General features: G+C 59.9%; 14 protein-coding genes, 3 tRNA genes and 1 riboswitch. Of the genes, 2 read left to right on the top strand and 15 right to left on the bottom strand.

Features of this window, described 5'->3' with window-relative positions; all coding sequences use genetic code 11:
• Positions 1–100 precede the first annotated feature (100 nt).
• Complete coding sequence (gene mgtE / locus HU727_RS08185) at positions 101–1543, bottom strand: magnesium transporter (protein WP_186529805.1); 1443 nt, start codon at positions 1541–1543, stop codon at positions 101–103.
• A 318-nt stretch (positions 1544–1861) separates the two neighbouring features.
• Between mgtE and HU727_RS08180 the strand changes: the two genes are divergently transcribed.
• Entirely contained in the window at positions 1862–2377 is a 516-nt protein-coding gene (locus HU727_RS08180) for a cell envelope protein SmpA (protein WP_186529807.1), read from the top strand.
• Positions 2378–2396: 19 nt separating this feature from the next.
• On the opposite strand, the gene HU727_RS08175 is transcribed toward HU727_RS08180, so the two are convergent.
• From HU727_RS08175 to ltaE, 7 genes are all read right to left on the bottom strand, one after another.
• Positions 2397–2473, bottom strand: a tRNA-Arg gene (locus HU727_RS08175).
• A gap of 72 nt (positions 2474–2545) precedes the next feature.
• Positions 2546–2622: transfer RNA gene (locus HU727_RS08170), tRNA-Arg, on the bottom strand.
• Positions 2623–2729: 107 nt separating this feature from the next.
• Positions 2730–2820: transfer RNA gene (locus HU727_RS08165), tRNA-Ser, on the bottom strand.
• A 62-nt stretch (positions 2821–2882) separates the two neighbouring features.
• Positions 2883–3071, bottom strand: a complete 189-nt coding sequence (csrA, locus tag HU727_RS08160) for a carbon storage regulator CsrA (protein WP_003178872.1) — start codon at positions 3069–3071, stop codon at positions 2883–2885.
• Between the two features lie 186 nt (positions 3072–3257).
• The gene (locus tag HU727_RS08155) at positions 3258–4499 is read right to left on the bottom strand and encodes an aspartate kinase (protein WP_003227260.1); all 1242 of its coding nucleotides are present in this window, start codon (positions 4497–4499) and stop codon (positions 3258–3260) included.
• 90 nt (positions 4500–4589) lie between these two features.
• Positions 4590–7208, bottom strand: coding sequence for an alanine--tRNA ligase (alaS, locus tag HU727_RS08150; protein WP_186529809.1), 2619 nt, complete (start codon positions 7206–7208; stop codon positions 4590–4592).
• 146 nt (positions 7209–7354) lie between these two features.
• Positions 7355–8359 (bottom strand): low-specificity L-threonine aldolase, encoded by a 1005-nt coding sequence (gene ltaE / locus HU727_RS08145; protein WP_186529810.1) that lies wholly within the window; start codon positions 8357–8359, stop codon positions 7355–7357.
• A gap of 271 nt (positions 8360–8630) precedes the next feature.
• Positions 8631–8801: riboswitch (FMN riboswitch) on the top strand.
• A gap of 103 nt (positions 8802–8904) precedes the next feature.
• Between ltaE and HU727_RS08140 the strand changes: the two genes are divergently transcribed.
• Positions 8905–9414: a 6,7-dimethyl-8-ribityllumazine synthase gene (locus tag HU727_RS08140; protein WP_186529812.1), complete on the top strand. Its 510-nt coding sequence runs from the start codon at positions 8905–8907 to the stop codon at positions 9412–9414.
• A 156-nt stretch (positions 9415–9570) separates the two neighbouring features.
• Here HU727_RS08140 and astE read toward each other — a convergent pair whose 3' ends face one another.
• The 7 genes from astE to HU727_RS08105 all read right to left on the bottom strand — a co-directional run bounded on the left by astE (position 9571) and on the right by HU727_RS08105 (position 17440).
• The gene (gene astE, locus HU727_RS08135) at positions 9571–10581 is read right to left on the bottom strand and encodes a succinylglutamate desuccinylase (protein ID WP_186529814.1); all 1011 of its coding nucleotides are present in this window, start codon (positions 10579–10581) and stop codon (positions 9571–9573) included.
• 12 nt (positions 10582–10593) lie between these two features.
• Positions 10594–10884 carry a topoisomerase II gene (locus HU727_RS08130; RefSeq protein WP_095137121.1) on the bottom strand — a complete coding sequence of 97 codons (291 nt, stop codon included), beginning with the start codon at positions 10882–10884 and terminating at the stop codon, positions 10594–10596.
• Positions 10885–10941: 57 nt separating this feature from the next.
• Positions 10942–12288: an N-succinylarginine dihydrolase gene (astB, locus tag HU727_RS08125; protein WP_186529816.1), complete on the bottom strand. Its 1347-nt coding sequence runs from the start codon at positions 12286–12288 to the stop codon at positions 10942–10944.
• Between the two features lie 163 nt (positions 12289–12451).
• Positions 12452–13921 (bottom strand): succinylglutamate-semialdehyde dehydrogenase, encoded by a 1470-nt coding sequence (gene astD, locus HU727_RS08120; protein WP_186530577.1) that lies wholly within the window; start codon positions 13919–13921, stop codon positions 12452–12454.
• Positions 13918–14943, bottom strand: a complete 1026-nt coding sequence (gene astA / locus HU727_RS08115) for an arginine N-succinyltransferase (RefSeq protein ID WP_186529818.1) — start codon at positions 14941–14943, stop codon at positions 13918–13920. Before astA ends, astD begins: the two co-directional genes overlap by 4 nt.
• A gap of 51 nt (positions 14944–14994) precedes the next feature.
• On the bottom strand, positions 14995–16014 hold the full coding sequence (gene aruF, locus HU727_RS08110; protein WP_186529820.1) for an arginine/ornithine succinyltransferase subunit alpha: 1020 nt from the start codon (positions 16012–16014) through the stop codon (positions 14995–14997).
• A gap of 205 nt (positions 16015–16219) precedes the next feature.
• Positions 16220–17440 carry an aspartate aminotransferase family protein gene (locus tag HU727_RS08105; RefSeq protein ID WP_186529822.1) on the bottom strand — a complete coding sequence of 407 codons (1221 nt, stop codon included), beginning with the start codon at positions 17438–17440 and terminating at the stop codon, positions 16220–16222.
• Positions 17441–17619: the final 179 nt, after the last annotated feature.

Below are 17619 nucleotides of genomic sequence, written 5' to 3'. Positions count from 1 at the left end.
TCAAAGCCAGCATGATTGCTGGCTTTTTTTTGCCTTGATTTCAGCTTTTCGCAGACACAAAAAAGCCCGTCGATTTGACGGGCTTTTTCATTACAGCAGATCAGAGCAGGAAGATTGTCGCCAACCCCAGGAAGATAAAGAAGCCACCGCTGTCGGTCATCGCAGTGATCATCACACTGGCGCCCATGGCCGGGTCACGCCCCATCTTCGCCAGCGTCATCGGGATCAACACGCCCATCAATGCCGCGAGCAGCAGGTTAAGCGTCATTGCCGCCGTCATGACCACGCCCAACGACCAACTGCCGTAAAGCAGATACGCGACCACGCCAATCACCCCACCCCAGACCAGGCCGTTGATCAAGCCAACTGCCAACTCTTTGCGCATCAGGCGCGAGGTGTTGCCGGTGCTGACCTGGTCCAGCGCCATGGCGCGCACGATCATGGTGATGGTCTGGTTGCCGGAGTTGCCGCCAATACCCGCCACGATTGGCATCAGCGCCGCCAACGCAACCAGTTTTTCGATCGACCCTTCAAACAGGCCAATCACCCGCGATGCGACAAACGCGGTGATCAAATTGACCGCCAGCCATGCCCAACGGTTACGCAGGGATTTCCACACCGACGCGAAGATATCTTCCTCTTCGCGCAGACCGGCCATGTTGAGGACTTCGCTTTCACTTTCCTCACGAATCAGGTCGACCATTTCGTCGATGGTCAGACGGCCGATCAGCTTGCCGTTCTTGTCGACCACCGGCGCCGAAATCAAGTCATAACGCTCGAACGCCTGAGCAGCGTCGTAGGCATCTTCGTCCGGATGGAAGCTCACCGGATCGCTGGCCATCACTTCGGCGACCTGCTTGTCCGGATCGTTTACCAGCAGGCGCTTGATCGGCAGTACGCCTTTGAGCACGCCGTCGTAATCGACCACGAACAACTTGTCGGTATGACCGGGAAGCTCTTTCAGGCGGCGCAGGTAACGCAGAACCACTTCAAGGCTGACGTCCTCGCGGATGGTCACCATCTCGAAGTCCATCAGCGCACCGACCTGATCCTCGTCGTAGGACAGGGCCGACCGGACGCGTTCGCGCTGCTGGTTATCCAGACTCTCCATCAGCTCATGGACGACGTCTCGCGGCAGCTCGGAGGCCAGGTCAGCGAGTTCGTCGGCGTCCATGTCCTTGGCGGCAGCCAGGAGCTCATGATCGTCCATGTCGGCGATCAGCGTTTCTCGGACGGAGTCGGACACTTCGAGAAGGATGTCGCCGTCGCGATCAGCCTTGACCAGCTGCCAGAGCGTCAGACGATCGTCCAGCGGCAAGGCTTCGAGAATGTAGGCGACGTCGGCGGAGTGCAAATCATCGAGCTTGCGTTGCAGCTCGACGAGATTTTGCCGGTGAACCAGGTTTTCGACCCGGTCGTGGTGCGGACCTTCCTGGCGATGAGTCAGGTCTTCAACGACACGTTGGCGCTGCAGCAGCTCGACGACCTGAGCCAGGCGGTCCTGCAGGCTTTCCTGTGTTTTCTTTACTTCGATTTCAGACATAGGCGAACTCCACTCCCAGCAGCGGGGCACGCCGGAAGGATCAATCAGTCAATTCATGATTGGTAAAACGGGGTACTGAACAACTACTGGGTAAGTCCATGGAGGTTTTCCATAAGCCCCGGCGGGGCTGACGGGCGCAATGATACACGCCTGACGGTTGAAACGTTAAAAAATCACGGCTGAAACAAGCGCTTGCGAAACAAACCTGAGCGCTTTCCTGATCCATGCAAATGCGACGACTCATCCTGAAAAGAAAACACACCGGCGACGGGAAAAGTAGCGTCTACCCTTGAGCTAGATCGTCATGGAGGACATCGAATGCCATCTAAACCAGCCCTTTTCATGCTGACCGCCCTGCTGCCCCTGGCGCTTGCGGACGCATCCACCACGCTCCATCGTTGCGAAGCGGCAGACGGCAGCGTCACATTTACAAGCATGAGTTGCGCGAGCGGAGAGCACCGTTCCGTTCAGGAGGTTCACCCCTACTCTCCAGGCTGGGTCGCGATCATGCCGCAGGCCAACCACGAAGCTGTGACAGGCATAAAAAACAAGGGGCGAGAACCCGGCATTGTCGGCCGCACCGAAGACCAATGCGGCAATCTGATCGACAGCAGACAGCGGCGAGAAGCGATCATTAATCGGCGGATCATTGCCGGGATGAGCCAGCGGGATGTCGAAAGTGCGCTGGGTAAACCGGACAAGATCAACACGCGTACGTCGACCACTAGCTATCGTTACGACCTCAAGCGAGGCCGCAGTGCTCAAATTGATTTTGATGAGAGAGGCTGCGTGAAAGGAAAAGCCAAATCCCGGACAGCAAAAAGCCCGCGTTAAACGCGGGCTTCTTGGTATATGGTGCACTCGACAGGATTCGAACCTGTGACCGCTCGGTTCGTAGCCGAGTACTCTATCCAGCTGAGCTACGAGTGCATTTTGTGTTTTTAAACCAGACCACAACTGGCTGAAGCCGAGTTATTCACCTTACAGCAAATAACTCTTAAATGGTGCACTCGACAGGATTCGAACCTGTGACCGCTCGGTTCGTAGCCGAGTACTCTATCCAGCTGAGCTACGAGTGCATTTGTTGCCGCGCATTATAGGCCGTCTAATCTCTATGTCAAACACTTTTTCTAGTAATTTCAACAACTTACCGAAGAAGCCAGATTACGACGTACTAAGCAAATAATGGCGGAGAACGGGGGATTCGAACCCCCGACACCCTTTTGAGGTGTACTCCCTTAGCAGGGGAGCGCCTTCGGCCACTCGGCCAGCTCTCCGCAACACGGGGCGTATATTAACCAGCTTCTTCCCCGTTTGCAAACATAAAAATCGATAAAAATTAATGGCTTGGTTCGTCGTCCTTCTCTTTCTTTATACGCAGGTAAATTTCCTCACGGTGCACGGCAACCTCCTTCGGAGCGTTGACGCCGATACGCACCTGGTTTCCTTTGACGCCGAGCACGGTCACGGTGATTTCGCCATCACCGATAATCAGGCTTTCCGCGCACCGACGAGTCAGAATCAGCATACCTTTCTCCTTACGCCATTCAGTTCAGGGACAACAGTCTGCAAAAAAAAGGCACCCGACCTACAACCGGAGCGATCGTAGCCCTACATGCCTGAGTATTGACCAGCGCGAGCAAAAGAACAGTCCAGCGCCCGTGCCATTCAAAAATAAAGGGCGCGGTCAGACCGCGCCCTTCAGGAATTGGAATTACTCGCCCTGACGGGCCGGAGCATCCAGTTCGAAAGCCGTGTGCAGAGCGCGCACGGCCAACTCCAGATACTTCTCTTCGATGACCACGGACACCTTGATTTCCGAGGTCGAGATCATCTGAATGTTGATGCTTTCTTTCGCCAGGGATTCGAACATGCGGCTGGCTACGCCTGCGTGCGAGCGCATGCCAACGCCGACGATCGATACCTTGGCAATCTTGGTGTCGCCCACGACTTCACGGGCACCGATTTCGCGAGCGGTGTTTTCCAACACAGTCTGTGCGGCCTGATAGTCGTTGCGGTGCACGGTGAAGGTGAAGTCGGTGGTGTTATCGTGCGCGACGTTCTGCACGATCATGTCGACTTCAATGTTCGCGGCACTGATCGGGCCGAGAATCTTGAATGCCACGCCCGGGGTGTCTGGTACACCACGGATGGTCAGCTTGGCTTCATCGCGATTGAAAGCGATGCCGGAAATGATCGGCTGTTCCATGGTTTCCTCTTCATCAATAGTAATGAGGGTGCCCGGACCCTCCTTGAAGCTGTGCAGTACGCGCAGCGGAACGTTGTACTTGCCGGCGAATTCCACCGCCCGGATCTGCAACACCTTGGAACCGAGGCTGGCCATTTCCAGCATCTCTTCGAACGTGATCTTGTCCAGACGCTGAGCGACTGGCACCACACGCGGATCGGTGGTGTAAACACCGTCGACGTCGGTGTAGATCTGGCATTCGTCAGCCTTCAGCGCTGCCGCCAACGCCACGCCAGTCGTATCGGAACCGCCACGACCGAGGGTGGTGATGTTGCCGTGCTCGTCGACGCCCTGGAAACCGGCGACAACCACCACGCGACCGGCTTTCAGGTCACCGCGAATCTTCTGGTCATCAATCTGCAAGATACGCGCTTTATTGTGCGCACTGTCCGTCAGAATCCGCACCTGATTACCGGTGTACGACACCGCCGGCACACCGCGCTTGATCAGCGCCATGGCCAACAGGGCAATCGTCACCTGCTCACCGGTGGAAACGATCACGTCCAGTTCACGCGGAACCGGTTGTGCGTCGCCACTGATTTGCTTGGCCAGATCGATCAGACGGTTGGTTTCGCCGCTCATTGCAGACAGCACAACCACCAGGTCATCGCCGGCATCGCGGAATTTCTTAACCTTGTCGGCGACCTGCTCGATTCTCTCGACAGTGCCGACCGAGGTGCCTCCAAATTTCTGTACGATCAAAGCCATTTCAAAGCCGCCTCTGCCCATGAAGGGCGCCCAATAATCACTCGAACAGTCGCCAGGCCCGCCATTGGACGGCGGACCCGACGAGCCGTCTTATAAAGCTTGCTCGACGAATGGAACGGTCAGTGCCAGTGCGCCATCCAGCGCGCCGGCATCAACACCGCCGCCCTGCGCCATGTCCGGACGACCACCGCCCTTCCCGCCCACTGCCGCAGCAGCCTGCTTCATTAAATCACCGGCTTTGAGTTGGCCAGTCAGGTCCTTGGTTACGCCTGCAACCAGTACGACCTTTTCCTCATGGACACCGCCGAGCAGGATCACTGCGCGGCCGAGTTTGTTTTTCAGCTGATCGACCAGCGCCAGCAGCGCCTTGCCGTCCTGACCATCCAGACGTGCAGCGAGAACCTTCACGCCTTTGACGTCCAGTGCCGAGGCCGACAGATCGTCGCCCGCAGCGCTGGCAGCCTTGGCTTGCAGCTGCTCGATTTGTTTCTCCAGCAGACGGTTGCGCTCAAGCACGGCCGAGAGCTTGTCGATCAGATTGTCGCGGCTGCCCTTGACCAGGCTGGCCGCTTCCTTGAGTTGTTCTTCTGCAGCATTCAAGTACGCCAGTGCAGCGGCACCGGTGACCGCCTCGATACGACGCACGCCCGAGGCCACACCGCCTTCGCTGATGATTTTCAGCAGGCCGATGTCGCCGGTACGGTTGGCGTGGATACCACCGCAGAGCTCGACGGAGAAGTCGCCGCCCATGCTCAGCACGCGCACGTTGTCGCCGTACTTCTCGCCGAACAGCGCCATGGCGCCTTTGTTCTTCGCGGTTTCGATGTCGGTTTCTTCGGTCTCAACGGCCGAGTTCTTGCGGATCTCGGCGTTGACGATGTCTTCCAGTTGCTTCAACTGCTCAGGCTTGATCGCTTCAAAGTGGCTGAAGTCAAAGCGCAGGCGCTGACTGTCGACCAGCGAGCCTTTCTGCTGAACGTGATCGCCCAGTACCTTGCGCAGCGCCGCGTGCAGCAAATGGGTGGCCGAGTGGTTCAACGCGGTCGCGTGACGCAGGTCAGCCTCGACGTGAGTTTCCACAGGCGCGCCAATGATCAGGCTGCCCGACGCCAGCACGCCGTGGTGCAGGAACGCGCCGCCGGTTTTGGTGGTGTCACGCACGTCGAAGCGGCTGTTGCCGGCCTGGATGACACCGCAGTCACCGATCTGGCCGCCGGACTCGGCGTAGAACGGCGTGCGGTCGAGGACAATCACGCCCTCCTGGCCTTCGCTCAAGACATCGACCGACTGACCATCCTTATAAAGGGCGACAATCTTCGCCGAACCGCTGGTGCCTGCGTAACCGGTGAACTCGGTGGCCACGTCAACCTTGACCAGGGTGTTGTAGTCCAGACCGAACGAACTGGCCGATCGCGCGCGAACACGCTGGGCTTCCATTTCACGTTCGAAACCGGCTTCGTCGACGGTCAGGCCGCGCTCGCGGGCGATGTCGGCGGTCAGGTCCATCGGGAAACCGTAAGTGTCGTAGAGCTTGAACACCACGTCGCCCGGCACCACGGTGCCTTCCAGTTCCAGAAGATCCTGTTCCAGAATCTTCAGGCCGTGCTCCAGGGTCTTGGAGAACTGTTCTTCTTCAGCCTTGAGCACGCGCTCGATGTTGCTTTGCTGCTTCTTCAGTTCCGGAAACGCTTCGCCCATCTCGGCAACCAGCGCCGCGACGATCTTGTAGAAGAAGCTGCCGGTGGCGCCAAGCTTGTTGCCGTGACGGCAGGCGCGACGGATGATCCGGCGCAGCACGTAACCGCGACCTTCGTTAGACGGCAGCACGCCGTCGGCAATCAGGAAACCGCAGGAACGGATGTGATCGGACACCACTTTGAGCGAAGACTGATCGCCATTTTCGCAGCCGATCGCTTCAGCCGAAGCCTTCAGCAGGTTCTTGAACAGGTCGATGTCATAGTTGGAATTGACGTGCTGCATCACCGCACTGATCCGCTCCAGGCCCATGCCGGTGTCCACCGAAGGGGCTGGCAACGGATGCAACACGCCGTCGGCGGTGCGGTTGAATTGCATGAACACGTTGTTCCAGATCTCGATGTAACGATCACCATCTTCTTCCGGCGAACCCGGCGGGCCACCCCAGATGTGATCGCCGTGATCGTAGAAAATCTCGGTGCACGGGCCGCACGGGCCGGTGTCGCCCATGGTCCAGAAGTTGTCGGACGCGTAAGGCGCGCCCTTGTTGTCGCCGATGCGAATCATGCGCTCGGCCGGCACGCCAATCTTCTGGGTCCAGATGTCATACGCTTCGTCATCGGTGGCGTAGACGGTGACCCAGAGTTTTTCCTTCGGCAGTTTCAGAACGCCGGTCAGGAAGGTCCAGGCGAAGGTGATCGCGTCATGCTTGAAGTAGTCGCCGAAGCTGAAGTTACCGAGCATTTCGAAGAACGTGTGGTGACGCGCGGTATAACCAACGTTCTCCAGGTCACTGTTCTTACCGCCGGCGCGCACGCACTTCTGGCTGCTGGTGGCGCGGGTGTACGCGCGCTTTTCCTGGCCCAGGAAGCAGTCCTTGAACTGGTTCATCCCCGCGTTGGTGAACAGCAGGGTTGGGTCGTTGCCCGGAATCAAAGAGCTGGAGGCTACACGGGTGTGGCCTTGCTCTTCGAAGAAGCGAAGGAAGGCTTCACGGATTTCTGCGCTTTTCATTAGGTTCTTCCACGGAGGCTGCGGCCAAAGGCCTGTTCGAAACGTCTACAGACGAAGCGACGGCAAAGGGCCGCATTATATCGGCCCTGCGCGCGGGGTACAGCGTGTTTATACGATAGAAACGGTCAATTGGACGGCTAACGCGGTCACTTGCGTGAAAACTCGACGAATGTCGCGATCACTTGCTCGATTTGCGAGCGATCAACATTCATGTGCGTGACCATGCGCAAACGCGCGGCAGCGCTCAGCTTGATCCCGCGCTCGCCGGCAAACGCCTTGAGCGCCTCGGCCTTGTCGCCCATTTGCACATAAACCATGTTGGTTTGCACGGGTTCGACGACGAAACCGGCCTCACGCAGACCATCGGCCAACCGCTGCGCATTGGCGTGGTCGTCAGCCAGCCGCTCAACGTTGTGATCCAGCGCATACAACCCTGCCGCCGCGAGCAACCCGGCCTGACGCATGCCGCCGCCGACCATTTTGCGCAATCGCCGCGCCTTGCCGATCAACTGTTCGGTACCGCACAGGACCGAGCCGACCGGCGCGCCGAGGCCCTTGGACAGGCACACCGACACCGAGTCGAAATACTGCGTAATCTGCCGCGCATCAACGCCGAGCCTGACTGCTGCGTTGTACAGGCGCGCGCCGTCCAGGTGCAGCTGCAGGCCATGGTCCTGAGTGAACGCGCGCGCCCGGGCCAGATATTCAAGCGGCAGCACTTTGCCTTGCATGGTGTTTTCCAGCGCCAGCAGGCGAGTACGGGCGAAGTGAAAATCATCAGGCTTGATCGCGGCGGCGACCTGATCCAGGTCCAGCGAACCGTCGGCCTGCACTTCCAGCGGTTGTGGCTGGATCGAGCCGAGCACGGCCGCGCCGCCGCCCTCGTATTTGTAGGTGTGCGCCTGCTGGCCGACGATGTACTCGTCGCCGCGCTCGCAGTGCGCCATCAAGCCCAGCAGATTGCTCATGGTCCCGGTCGGCACGAACAGCGCCGCCGCGAACCCCAGGCGACTCGCCAGTTCAGCCTCCAGTCGATTGACCGTCGGATCTTCGCCATAGACGTCATCGCCAGTGTCCGCCGCGGTCATTGCGTCGAGCATGGCGGTGGTCGGTTGAGTGACGGTGTCGCTGCGAAGATCGATAACGCTCATGAACCTGGCCTCAAGTCAGCAGGGGAAATCCCTTTGCCGGTGATTACTGCGGTCATCGCACAGATTAATCAACCCTTGAACAAGGAAAAACACCGTCCTCGGGAAAAAGCACAATCCATGTGGGAGCGAGCCTGCTCGCGAAGACGCAGTAACAGTCAGCAAATGTGTTGAATTTGAATCCGCTTTCGCGAGCAGGCTCGCTCCCACAAGGCCTGTGCAACTCAGGAAAATATGTGTTACAAACTTGCCGCCGCCCGCCTATGGGCGGCACAAACGTTCTCAGGGCGGGGTGCAATTCCCCACCGGCGGTAATTGCGCGCAATGCGTATAGCCCGCGAGCGCTTGGCGATGCGCACCGCTTCGGCGATGGCGACGGCAAGGTCAGCAGACCCGGTGTGATTCCGGGGCCGACGGTCATAGTCCGGATGAAGAGAGAACGGGATTGACGCCAAAGGGCCGTCCGCAGACACCCGTGCCTGCGCGCGCATCCTTGAATCCCTTTCGATTCATAACGCCCTGTTTTTTACACAAACAGGAGTCAGAACATGCAACCCACCGCTATCGACAGCAAAAGCAAACAGCCACACGGCGAGCGCGTCGCGTTCATTCAGGCCTGCTGGCACAAGGAAATCGTTGACCAGAGCCGCAAAGGGTTCGTCGCCGAAATGCTTGCCCAGGGTTATCAGGAATCGGACATCGATTTCTTCGAAGTCGGCGGCGCTTTCGAAATGCCTCTGCACGCCAAGTTGCTGGCCAGGACCGGTCGTTATGCCGGCATTGTCGCGGCAGCCCTGGTAGTGGACGGCGGCATCTACCGTCACGAGTTCGTCGCTCAATCGGTGGTCAGTGGCCTGATGCAGGTGCAACTGGAAACCGAAGTGCCAGTGTTCTCGGTGTCGCTGACACCGCATCACTTCCACTCGGGCGAAGAGCATCAGAAATTCTTCTTCGAACACTTCGTGCACAAGGGCCAGGAAGCGGCGAGGACGTGCGCGGATACGCTGCAGAAAATTCGCGCACTGCGCCGTACCGAGCCTCGTGCGGTAGCGATCTGACTGCACCAGGCTGGGTGGGGATTCATGCCCCACCCAGATTCAAATGTGGGAGCGAGCCTGCTCGGGAAGGCGCTGTGTCGGCCACCATAGATGTTGGCAGAAAGTCAGCATTCGCGAGCAGGCTCGCTCCCACAGTGGTTTGCGTTAACCGGAACGTCAGGCGAGGTTTTCGTCGGTGGTCGGGACAATGAGGATGCCCGCACGCAAGCCGTTCTTGACCTTGGGGTTGGGGAAGATGATGCGAGCGCCCTGCTCTTCGATGACCCAGCGCGTATTCGCCAGATCCTCGGCCAGCACGTAACCCACTTCCAGCTCGGAGAAATTCTCGATGTCCTGCGGCAGGTTCAGCCGGAACGCATCGCTGTGCTTGATGATTTCCCGCGCCACGCTGAACAACTGCAAACCCTCCAGGCCGTCTTCGGCCACATCCGGTTCCGTGCCGTCGATAATCTGCTTCAAGCGGGTTTCGAGGAGCGATACGTTGACGCCGTCGTTATCCCCGAACGGCCGAGCCTTGCCCAGTTCCAGGGTAAAAGCCTCGGCATCGAGCTTGTCGTAGGTGTACGAACTGAACACGATCGACGGTTTGTTCTGCAGCAACACCGCTTCCATCCCGGCAGCGCGCAGACGCGCCAGTTCACGACGGGAATGTTGCCGACCTTCCTTCCATGGATACAGGGCGAACTGCTCGATCTTCGAGCCGCGAATGGCGGTGTGCAGGTCGTAATGCAAACGCTGGCGATCCGGCTTGCTGAAGAAACTTGCCGCCAATCGCTCCAGCTCACAGGCACGTAATGCTTCGCTGCCGCTGCTTTGTTCGTGACGGCCGTTGAACAGCCGATTGACGTCCTGCTCGACAAAACGCTCGCCTTTGCGAATCGCTTCCGGGTTGCCGAACAGAAACAGAATGCGTGCGCGCGGCTTCAGATCGCCGCGAGCGATGTCATGCAGCAACCGGTCGAGCAACTCGATCGGGGCTGTTTCGTTGCCGTGGATGCCCGCCGACAGCAGCAGGTCCAGGCCATTGTCACGCGCTTCGGGTGGCCGGACTTCCAGCGCACCCTCGCTCAACCAGCGCATGCGCACGCCTTCGACAGTCAGTTGAGTCTTCTCCGCCGGTTCGCGGCCGGCGAGGGTCAGTTCAAGCAGTTTGCCGAGGGCGAGCATAGAGCGGTTTCCTTAATGGTCGTGGTTGCAATCCGGGCCGTGCACGTGGTCTTCGTCGTCGCCGACTTCGGCCGGTTCCATTTCCAGTTGCAGACTTACCAGATTAGTCGCCAATGGGCGCAGCAGCAGGTTGGCGTATTCAGCGTCACCTTCTTCCACGTCCACGCCGATCAATAGCTGGCCACGGCCGTCCTGCTGGATCCACAGCTCTTTGCCTTGCCACATGACCGCGACGCGGGTGCACGAGGTTTGCAGTTGCGTGCCGTCGGTGTCTTCAAGGATCAGCTGCAGGGAATCGCTCATGTTTTTACTCTCTTGGGGAGACAAGCCGCGCGTCGCGTTCAGGCAACGCGCCAGCCATCAATTGATCTGGAATGGATAAACCGCGCCCAGTTTAAGGATTTGCGTCAGTTCATCCAGTGCCGTCCGGCATTCAAGCAGCAACTGCGGGTCCGCCAGATCGGTTTCGCTCAGGCGGTCGCGGTAGTGCTTTTCAACCCATGCGGTCAACGAACCGTACAACGGGGCCGTCATGATAACGCCTGGGTTGACCGCCGCCAGTTCAGTTTCGTTAAGCGCCACGCGCAGACGCAGACACGCCGGGCCGCCACCGTTCTGCATGCTTTGCTTGAGGTCGAAGACCTTCACTTCGCGGATCAGACCGCCGGAGCTGGTCAGGCTTTGCAGGTAAGCCCAGACGCGCTCGTTGGCCTGACATTCCTGCGGCACGATCAACAACATCGAACCGTCAGGGCGCGACAGCAGCTGGCTGTTGAACAGGTACGAACGCACCGCGTCGTCCACGCTGACCGCCGAACGCGGCACGCAGATCGACTGGAAGTTGCCACCCGCCCTGGCCAGCTTGCCTTGCAGTTCGGCCAGCATCTGTTCGGTCTCGAGGAACGCGTCCTCGTGATAGAACAGCACCTCGCCGTTACCGACGGCGATCACGTCGTTGTGAAACACGCCCTGATCGATCACGTTCGGGTTCTGCTGCGCGTAGACCACGCCGTCCTCACGCAGACCATGCAGGCGAGCCACGGCTTGCGAGGCTTCGAGGGTCTGGCGCGCCGGGTATTTTTGCGGCGCCGGGTAGCGGTTGTCGAAAGCACTGCGGCCAAAAACAAAAAACTCGACGCCTGCCTCGCCGTACTCACGGCAGAAACGCGTGTGGTTGGCTGCACCTTCGTCGCCGAATTGCGCCACCGCCGGCAACGCGGCGTGATGGGCAAAGTGCTGCTGATCAGCAAACATCGCGCCGAGCACGCGGCTGGTGGTCGGGTGCTCAATGCTGCGGTGGTACTTGCAGTTGAGGTTGGCGGCGGTGAAATGCACGCGACCGTCAGCGGTATCGGCGCTCGGACTGACCGTGGCGGCGTTGGCCACCCACATGCTAGACGCCGAGCAACTGGCGACCAGCAGCGGCATGGCTTCCTTGGCGGCACGCTCGATAACCTGCGCGTCGGTACCGCCGAAACCCAGACGGCGCAGAGCGGCTACGTCCGGGCGTTCTTGCGGAGCGAGTACGCCTTGCTGAAAGCCCATGTCCATCAGCGCTTTCATTTTCGCCAGACCTTGCAGCGCCGCTTCCCTGGGGTTCGAGGATTGCTGGCTGTTGCTCTGGGACGCAACGTTGCCGTAGGACAGACCACCGTAGTTATGGGTCGGCCCCACTAGACCGTCAAAATTGACTTCATAGGATTTCATCAGCGAGGCTCCACGAGAATCTGTTGTTATAGGCTTCAGTAACTATTCTTTGCGACCGAGGCGCGGCCTTCGCGAGCAGGCTCGCTCCCACAGGATTCAGGTTGGACACAAAATGTGTGAACACCACTGAACCTGTGGGAGCGAGCCTGCTCGCGAATGGGCATTACGCCATTTTCACGCCAGGCGTAAGGGCCGATGGCATCACCAGACTCGGTGTTTCCAGCGACGCGACCGGATACGCGCAGTAATCCGCCGCGTAATAGGCACTGGCGCGGTGGTTGCCTGAAGCGCCGACGCCGCCGAAGGGCGCGCTGCTCGCGGCGCCGGTCAGTTGTTTGTTCCAGTTGACGATACCGGCGCGGCTTTCCAGCCAGAACTGCTGGTAACGCGCTTCGGAATCCGAAAGCAGACCGGCAGCCAAGCCATAGGCAGTGTTATTGGCTTCGGTGATCGCCGCTGCGAAATCGGAGTAGCGAATGACTTGCAGCAACGGCCCGAACAGTTCTTCATCCGGACGTTCGGCCACTGCGGTGACATCGAGAATGCCCGGCGTGAGCAATGCCGACTGAGCCTGCGGCTGGGTCATTGCCAGCAACGATACCGCGCCGTTGGCCAGCAACTGCTCCTGGGCATCCATCAGCGCTTTGGCCGCGCCAAGGGAAATCACCGAGCCCATGAACGGCGCCGGCTGCTGGTCGAACGCACCGACTTCAATCGCCGCGCTGACTTCAACCAGCCGCTTGAGCAGGCTGTCGCCCCACGCGCCTTGCGGCACCAGCAGACGACGGGCGCAAGTGCAACGCTGGCCGGCAGAAATGAACGCCGACTGAATGATCGTGTAAACCGCTGCATCGAGATCAGCGACTTCATCGACCACCAGCGGGTTGTTGCCGCCCATTTCCAGCGCAAGAATCTTGTCCGGGCGACCGGCAAATTGCTGATGCAAGTGATTGCCCGTGCGGCTCGAACCAGTGAAGAACAGACCGTCGATGCCGGGATTCGCCGCCAGGGCGACGCCGGTTTCGCGAGCGCCTTGTAGCAGGTTCAGCACGCCGGCCGGCAGACCGGCCTCGATCCAGCACTTGACCGTCAGCTCGGCGACTTTCGGTGTCAGTTCGCTGGGTTTGAACAGCACGCTGTTACCGGCCAGCAGCGCCGGAACGATATGGCCGTTAGGCAAATGCCCCGGGAAGTTATAAGGACCGAACACCGCCACAACGCCGTGCGGCTTGTGTCGCAACACGGCGGTGGCGTCGCCCAGCGGGCCGCTCTTCTCGCCGGTACGCTCGCGGTAGCTCTGCACCGAGATCGCAATCTTGTTGACCATGCTGGTCACTTCGGTCGCGGCTTCCCACAGCGGTTTGCCGGTTTCCTCGCCGATGGTGCGGGCCAGTTCGTCAGCGTGATTTTTCAACGCAGCGGCGAAGGCTTCGAGCACGCTGATGCGTTCTTCAAGGGTGCGACGTGCCCACCCCGGAAACGCCTGACGCGCGGCCTGCACGGCGGATTCGACCTGAGCGGCGGTAGCGCCCTCCCCCGACCACAGCACTTGCTGGGTCACCGGGTTCAGCGATTGGAACGCCTCGCCCTGACCGGCCAGCCACTCACCTGCGATGTATAGCGAATTCATTATTTCGACTCCCGTGCAGCGGACAACGCCACGGCGCGAACTTGATCGCCGGCGCTGAGTTGAAGACGTTTGGCGGTCTGCGGATCGACCACCAGCGTGCCGGCGGCCAGACGCGCCGGCGCAGCGGTGATGCGGCAATCCTCGCGCTTGCGGTTATGGATGATGAACGGCGTGGCGTCATCGCCCGGTGTGCCGACGGCCAGCACCAGTGCTTCGCTGTCACGTACCGCGCGGATCTTGCTGGTTTCGCATTCAATCGCCGGGCCGGCGTCGAAAATGTCGACATAACCCTGATAGCTGAAACCTTCGCTCTTGAGCATGGCCAGCGCCGGCTCGGTGTCCGGGTGAACCTGACCGATCACGTTGCGCGCGTCCGGTGACAGGAAGCAGGTGTACAACGGGAATTTCGGCATCAGTTCAGCGATGAACGCCTTGTTGCCGACGCCGGTCAGGTAATCGGCCTGGCTGAATTCCATCTTGAAGAAATGCCGACCCAGGCTTTCCCAGAACGGCGAACGCCCGGCTTCATCCGATACGCCACGCATCTCGGCGATGATCTTGTTGCCGAACAGCTCGGGGAACTCTGCGATGAACAGCATGCGCGCCTTCGACAGCATGCGACCGTTAAGGCCGTTGCGGTAATCGGCGTGCAGAAACAGCGAGCACAGCTCGGAATTGCCGGTCAGGTCGTTGGCCAGGAACAGTGTCGGAATTTCGCGGTAGATGTTCAGCTCCTGCGAGGCGCTGACGGTCAGGCCGACGCGGAAGTTGTACCAGGGCTCGCGCAGACCGACCGCGCCGGCGATGGCGGAGATTCCCACCACGCGGCCGTCATCGTCTTCGAGCACGAACAAATAGTCCGCGTCGCCACGCCCGGCTTCGCCGCGAAAGGTCTTCTCGGCCCAGCCGACCCGATGGGTCAGGCGCTCTTCGTTGGCCGGCAAAGTGGTCAGGCCGGTGCCGGTGCTGCGGGCCAGGTCGATCAGCGCGGACAAATCGCTGCTGCGTACGGGACGAACAATCATGCTATCTCCTCAAACGGGCCGCTTTCGCCACCCGTGAAACTCGCTAAGGCGTTAAACCGCCACCAGGCGCACGCTGGCGCCTTCACCGACGCCCAGGGCTTCGGCCGCTTCCATGTCCAGTGTCACCGGTTTGCCCGGCGCGTAGTCCAGTTCCAGCAACACCGCGCGGTAATCCTGCAACTGCGCGTTGGCCACCAGATACTGGCGACCGGCACCTTTGACCGGCTCGCCAATCTTCACCGGCACCACGCGGCTCTGGGCGATCGAACGGATCCCCGAAACGCGCGCATGCAGGGTCGGGCCACCGTCGAAAATGTCGATGTAGTGATCGGTCTCGAAGCCTTCGCGCATCAGGATGTCAAAGGTGATCTGCGCGCGCGGGTGCACCTGGCCCATCGCTTCTTGAGCGGAATCGGGCAGCAGCGGCACGTAGATCGGGTAATGCGGCATCAGCTCGGCGAGGAACGTGCGGCTTTTCAGCCCGCACAGGCGCTCGGCTTCGGCGTAGTTGAGGTCGAAGAAGTTGCGACCGATGGCGTCCCAGAACGGTGAGTCGCCATTCTCGTCGCTGTACCCGACGATCTCGGTCACGACCGAATCGGCGAAGCGCTCGGGATGACTGGCGACGAACAGCAGGCGACCACGGGAATTGAGTTCCGACCACGGCGAACCGACCAATTCGCGCTGCACGTAGAAACTGGTCAGCAAGCTGTTGCCGGTCAGGTCATGGCACTGCGAGAGCACGTGGATCTTGTTGTGGATCTTCAGCTCGCGGGACGCATGCACGAAGGTCTCGTTGCGAAAGCTGTAGAACGGCTCGGAATAGCCGGCCGACGCGACGATCGCCGAGCAGCCCACAAGCTTTCCGGTGGTGGAGTCTTCGAGGACGAAGAAATAGCTTTCTTCACCGTTAAAGCTCACTTCGGCGGCAAACGAGGCTTCGCTCGCGGCGATCTTGTCGCTCAGGCGTTCCACGTCATCCGGCAAGGAAGTGACACCAATCGGGCTGTCCGCAGCCAGACGCTGTACCTCGCCCAGATCAGCCATTTGCGCAGGGCGCATCACCAGCATGGTGTCACTCCTTTTCTCTTCAATATTCACAGAAAAAACACCGGAAACTGTGGGAGCGAGCCTGCTCGCCAAAGCGATGTATCAGTCTGCACGGTTGGCGACTGACACTTCCTGTTCGCGAGCAGGCTCGCTCCCACTTGGAAACTCGCCCGGTATCAAAATTTGGGTTCGGCGCCTGAACGATGCTCAGGCGTCGAACGGTCTATCAGGCTTGCGTCAACTTTGCTGCGGCACGTTCGAAGCGGTCCAGGCCGGCATCGATATCGGCATCTTCCACCACCAGGCTCGGGGCGAAACGGATCACGTCCGGGCCCGCCTGCAGAATCATCAGGCCTTCCTGTTCAGCGGCGTTGAAAATGTCCTTGGCCTTGCCTTTCCAGGCTTCGCTCAGCACGCAACCGATCAGCAGACCGAGGCCACGCACCTGGGTGAACAGGCCATATTTCTCGCCGATCTGTTGCAGGCGGGTCTTGAATTTGTCGTGCTTGGCGTTAACGCCGTTCAACACTTCAGGGGTGTTGATCACGTCGATCACCGCTTCGGCCACCGCACACGCCAGCGGGTTGCCGCCGTACGTGGTGCCGTGGGTACCGACGACCAGATGTTTGGCCAGTGCTTCGGTGGTCAGCATGGCCGCGATCGGGAAACCGCCGCCCAGGCTCTTGGCGCTGGTGAGGATGTCCGGGGTCACGCCGTAATGCTGGTAGGCGAACAGCTTGCCGCTGCGGCCCATGCCGGTTTGCACTTCATCGAACACCAGCAGCGCGTTGTTCGCGTCGCACAGCTCGCGGGCACCTTGCAGGTACGCCAGCTCAGCCGGGAGCACACCGCCCTCGCCCTGGATAGGTTCGAGCACGACCGCACAGGTCTTCTCGGACACCGCAGCTTTCAGCGCGGCCAGATCGTTGTACGGAACGTGGGTGATGCCGGTGATTTTCGGGCCGAAACCATCGGAGTACTTCGACTGCCCACCGACGTTGACGGTGAACAGGGTGCGGCCGTGGAAGCTGTTCAGCGCGGCGATGATTTCGTATTTCTCGGTACCGAAACGGTCGAACGCAACGCGACGGGCCAGCTTGAAGGCGGCCTCGTTGGCTTCGGCGCCGGAGTTGCAGAAGAACACGCGCTCGGCAAACGTGGCGTCGATCAGCTTGTGTGCCAGGCGCAGCGCCGGTTCGTTGGTGAACACGTTGGACACGTGCCACAGCTTGTTCGCCTGTTCGGTCAAGGCACCGACCAGCGCCGGATGCGCATGGCCCAATACGTTGACGGCAATCCCGCCGGCGAAGTCGATCAGCTCGCGGCCGGCCTGATCCCAGACCCGGGAACCGGCGCCACGCACCGGAATGAAAGCGGCAGGCGCGTAGTTGGGAACCATTACCTGGTCGAAATCGGCGCGTTGTACCGCAGCGTGCTCAACGGACATCGGAGTCTCCTGAAGAGGAACACCCGCCTGGAACTGGCGAGCGATGAGGGGATTGTAAGGACAGTTTTGTGCCCGGCCTTGCCGCCAAGCGACAACTTCTTATAGCGCAAACCCCGGATTTTCCCGGGTTTACGGCAATGCGACATATAGCGTCGCAAAGGCGCAGTTTAAACCGGGGA

The sequence above is a fragment of the Pseudomonas khorasanensis genome (assembly GCF_014268505.2).
In the GTDB taxonomy this organism is placed as follows: domain Bacteria; phylum Pseudomonadota; class Gammaproteobacteria; order Pseudomonadales; family Pseudomonadaceae; genus Aquipseudomonas; species Aquipseudomonas khorasanensis.
Note: the sequence above shows the minus strand (reverse complement) of the source record. Positions and strands in the feature narration are given on the sequence as shown.

Coding starts and splice junctions, on each gene's coding strand:
- mgtE (WP_186529805.1), bottom strand. CDS start 1,543: ATGTCTGAAATCGAAGTAAAGAAAACACAGGAAAGCCTGCAGGACCGC.
- HU727_RS08180 (WP_186529807.1), top strand. CDS start 1,862: ATGCCATCTAAACCAGCCCTTTTCATGCTGACCGCCCTGCTGCCCCTG.
- csrA (WP_003178872.1), bottom strand. CDS start 3,071: ATGCTGATTCTGACTCGTCGGTGCGCGGAAAGCCTGATTATCGGTGAT.
- HU727_RS08155 (WP_003227260.1), bottom strand. CDS start 4,499: ATGGCTTTGATCGTACAGAAATTTGGAGGCACCTCGGTCGGCACTGTC.
- alaS (WP_186529809.1), bottom strand. CDS start 7,208: ATGAAAAGCGCAGAAATCCGTGAAGCCTTCCTTCGCTTCTTCGAAGAG.
- ltaE (WP_186529810.1), bottom strand. CDS start 8,359: ATGAGCGTTATCGATCTTCGCAGCGACACCGTCACTCAACCGACCACC.
- HU727_RS08140 (WP_186529812.1), top strand. CDS start 8,905: ATGCAACCCACCGCTATCGACAGCAAAAGCAAACAGCCACACGGCGAG.
- astE (WP_186529814.1), bottom strand. CDS start 10,581: ATGCTCGCCCTCGGCAAACTGCTTGAACTGACCCTCGCCGGCCGCGAA.
- HU727_RS08130 (WP_095137121.1), bottom strand. CDS start 10,884: ATGAGCGATTCCCTGCAGCTGATCCTTGAAGACACCGACGGCACGCAA.
- astB (WP_186529816.1), bottom strand. CDS start 12,288: ATGAAATCCTATGAAGTCAATTTTGACGGTCTAGTGGGGCCGACCCAT.
- astA (WP_186529818.1), bottom strand. CDS start 14,943: ATGATTGTTCGTCCCGTACGCAGCAGCGATTTGTCCGCGCTGATCGAC.
- aruF (WP_186529820.1), bottom strand. CDS start 16,014: ATGCTGGTGATGCGCCCTGCGCAAATGGCTGATCTGGGCGAGGTACAG.
- HU727_RS08105 (WP_186529822.1), bottom strand. CDS start 17,440: ATGTCCGTTGAGCACGCTGCGGTACAACGCGCCGATTTCGACCAGGTA.